Annotated in this window: 4 protein-coding genes; 3 read left to right on the top strand and 1 reads right to left on the bottom strand. The window is 42.7% G+C overall.

Annotated elements, in window-relative coordinates:
* Window positions 1-551 (bottom strand): elongation factor P hydroxylase (locus V7D75_RS12955; RefSeq protein WP_442968968.1); only part of this gene is annotated, 551 nt, incomplete at its 3' end.
* A 315-nt stretch (window positions 552-866) separates the two neighbouring features.
* On the opposite strand from V7D75_RS12955, the gene V7D75_RS12950 reads away from it, so the two are divergent.
* The 3 genes from V7D75_RS12950 to fabD all read left to right on the top strand — a co-directional run bounded on the left by V7D75_RS12950 (window position 867) and on the right by fabD (window position 3,322).
* Window positions 867-1,460, top strand: coding sequence for a YceD family protein (locus V7D75_RS12950; RefSeq protein WP_333614884.1), 594 nt, complete (start codon window positions 867-869; stop codon window positions 1,458-1,460).
* A gap of 328 nt (window positions 1,461-1,788) precedes the next feature.
* Window positions 1,789-1,971, top strand: a complete 183-nt coding sequence (gene rpmF, locus V7D75_RS12945) for a 50S ribosomal protein L32 (RefSeq protein ID WP_068408434.1) — start codon at window positions 1,789-1,791, stop codon at window positions 1,969-1,971.
* Between the two features lie 382 nt (window positions 1,972-2,353).
* Window positions 2,354-3,322 (top strand): ACP S-malonyltransferase, encoded by a 969-nt coding sequence (gene fabD / locus V7D75_RS12940; RefSeq protein ID WP_333614883.1) that lies wholly within the window; start codon window positions 2,354-2,356, stop codon window positions 3,320-3,322.
* The last annotated feature ends 20 nt before the right edge of the window (window positions 3,323-3,342 follow it).

Below are 3,342 nucleotides of genomic sequence, written 5' to 3'. Positions count from 1 at the left end.
AATGCCTGCAATAATATTTTGGCGTCATGTGGTAGCGTATGAGGTGCGGCTATATATGCTTTGGCCTGCTGATAGACGTCCTGCGCAAAGGTGCTGGTACTGGTATCAAAGGTGGCAAACAGATTGTCTTGCGAGACTTGAAAAGGACGCCTACACGCTAAAGTAAATAAACACTCTAACGCTTGGGGCTTGATTTCTACACGCTCAAACGCTTGTTGTTGAGCCTCTGTACGCCCATCAGGTGCATACCAGTAACCAAAGTCAGAGAGCTGTCTACGACGGTCGCCTGCAATAAAAAAATGGCTTAGCTCATGCAATGCGCTTTGAAAGAAACCATGGGCAAATTCAATACGTGCTGGCTGATTGTCTTTGGCAGGAAAATACTCTGGTTCGCCGGCGCCGCGTACTAGGATAACATGCTGGTGGGCAAATAGCGTATCAAAGAGATTTATCAGCCAATCGGTCGCTGCTTTTTCATTCTCATCAACAGTGTTGATATTTTCAGCATGGATAATTTTCTGCCATTGTTCTGACAGTGCGTTTAACTGCATCTCTGAAATAAAGCTCAAAAATTCAGGTGGCTTTTTGGTTTCTAAAGTATTTAAATGATGTAGCAAACGCTTAGCGTTAGAGTCAGAAAGCAAAACAGAAAAGTCAGGATCAACAGTAGGCGATATCATATGAATAAATTAACCAAATAAAAAGGTAGAGCACGTGATTTGCAACGCGACCAAGCCAAGGTAAATGCAAACTTAATACGAAAGTACGTACCAAAAATCTTAACATACTAGCCCTAGCGCTCATCAGCGCTTTCCGTTAGTATGGCAGGCAACATTATACACCGTTTTTGATGAATGAGGCCGCGCATGTCAAGCACTCCAATAAACAAGCCGTCAGCGCTTCAGGCTGACAAAACAGCAGCTGCAATGTCGAGCAACTTGCCAGAAGATATTTCTTTAAGCAAATGGGAAGACAGTGGTTTTGAATGGTCAGGACAAGTTGCGCCGCGTTCGTTTGAGCGCTTAAATGCCATCTTGTCAACTGAGCACGAGCAATCAAACCTTGAGCTTAAAGCCAACCTATATCGCCATAATAATGTGTTGCATTTGTCTTTTACTCTCAAAGGTGAGATATGGTTGACCTGCCAGCGTTGTTTGCAACCAATTGCGATTGATTTGACTGATGATTATGATATCGCATTGTTAGATAACGAAAGCCAAGTGCGTTTGATTGGTGAAGAGCAGGATTACTTGCTGCTCGATGAAATTATCACTGAGCCTGCGCCTGAGCGTTTATTGCCGTTTAAAAAATTGATCGAAGATGAGATTTTGCTAAAAGCGCCAATGGCACCAAAGCACGATGATTGTGAGATGAGTGTTGAGCAGTTTGGTGACATTCCAGAAGAAGAGGAAAATGAGAATCCTTTTGCAGCGTTAGCATCGTTAAAGGGCAAGTTATAGCCCCATAACTGGCAGTATAACGTCGATAAATCGTTACTTTCTACCTTTTATCAGCTTTTTGCCCAAGAGTGAAAAGCAAGGCTTTATTAATTGGCGAAACATGCGTATAATGTCCCGTTTATTGCATTCTAGCAACCTGCCGCTGGCAGAGAGAAGCTGGCTTCGCAAACGAACTATAGATTTTAGACGTAGTCAGCACTTTAATACGTGTGGCAATCTATTTAACTAATGATGCGTAAGACTTAGGTTGTTGTGATTATATAGCCTCTGTCGGTATCGATTAAAGCTGAATTTCAAGCTTAACCCTTTTAAGTATAGGAGCTATATCATGGCTGTTCAAAAAAGTCGTAAAAGTCGTTCTCGTCGTGACATGCGCCGTTCACATCATCGTATGGAAGTGGCTGAATTAAGCATCGACGCTACTACTGGTGAAAAACATCGTCGTCATCACATGACTAAAGATGGTTTCTATCGTGGTCGCCAGCTTTTCAAAGTTAGTCAAGACGCTTAATTTATTTGCCCACTGATGGTTGATGCAAAATGCTGGTAGTTCTAATGACTATCGATAATTTTACACAGTTGTTATGGTGCAAGCAGTTTAAGCAAACAAGAGCCAAGTTATCTCGCTATCATATATTATGAAGTCAGATATCTTGGCTTTTTGTTATCTATTTTTTATCAAGTAGTGATTATAGAGATATCACATTTTAAGCGTTCAGTCTTTGATAACTATGCTTATTGTCTGCGTCAGTGTATAGTTTAATAGCAGTCGACTGTCTTAAAGGAATAATGATAGCGGCGCTCTTCATAATAAATCTTTTTTATTATTTTTTAATCCTATAATAAACCCCATGTATTTAGGGGTATTTCCAATTAAATAAGGAATATTGGTTATGGCCTCTGTACCCGATATGGTAAAAAAACAACCCACCCGTATAGCTGTGCTATTCCCAGGACAAGGTTCACAAGTGGTCGGTATGCTGAGCGAGCTTGCTGAAACCTATCCTGAAATTCGTGATACCTTTACCGAAGCCAGTACAGCGCTTGGTGAAGACTTATGGGTAATTTGTCAGGACGAAGACAAACTGAACCAAACCCAATATACTCAGCCGGCTTTATTGACTGCTAGTATCGCGGTTTGGCGCATCTTACAACAAAAAATAGAAGATAAGCCTTGTTACCTAGCGGGTCATTCCTTGGGAGAATATAGCGCCTTATGTGCCGCTGGAGTAATATCCTTAGCTGATGCGGTCAAGCTAGTGCATAAACGCGGTCAATTGATGCAAGAGGCGGTGGCAGGGGTCGATACGGCGATGGCAGCGGTGCTAGGTCTTGAAGACCATCGCGTCGAAAACTTATGCGAACAAGCGACCGAGCACGTTGATGATGCCATTGTTGGCGCCGCAAACTTTAATAGTCCAGGTCAAGTGGTGGTTTCAGGTAACGCCGCTGGCGTCAATGCCGTGATTGATAAAGTTCAAAATACCGGTAAAAAAGCCATTCCGTTAAAGGTTAGTGTGCCGTCGCATTGTGCGCTTATGGAGCCTGCGACTAGCGCTTTGGCGCAAGAGTTGGCAGCCATTCAATTTGATCAAGCAACCATTCCAGTGATTCAAAACCGTCACGCGCGCGTCGAAAGCAATGCAGTCGCTATCAAGCAAGCATTAACCGAGCAGCTCAGTGAACCTGTCTTATGGTCAAAGACCATGCAGGAGTTGGCCGACAAACAAATTAATATTTTAATCGAATGTGGCAGTGGTAATGTTTTAAGTAATTTGGCCAAGCGTCAAGCACATCCTATTGTGAGTTATCCTACCGACAAGCCTGCCCGTTTAGATAAGTTGATGGAGGTATTATCATGAGCCGTACGATTACATTAGTG

Origin of the sequence: Psychrobacter sp., assembly GCF_036731945.1 — a bacterium.
GTDB lineage: Bacteria > Pseudomonadota > Gammaproteobacteria > Pseudomonadales > Moraxellaceae > Psychrobacter.
Note: the sequence above shows the minus strand (reverse complement) of the source record. Positions and strands in the feature narration are given on the sequence as shown.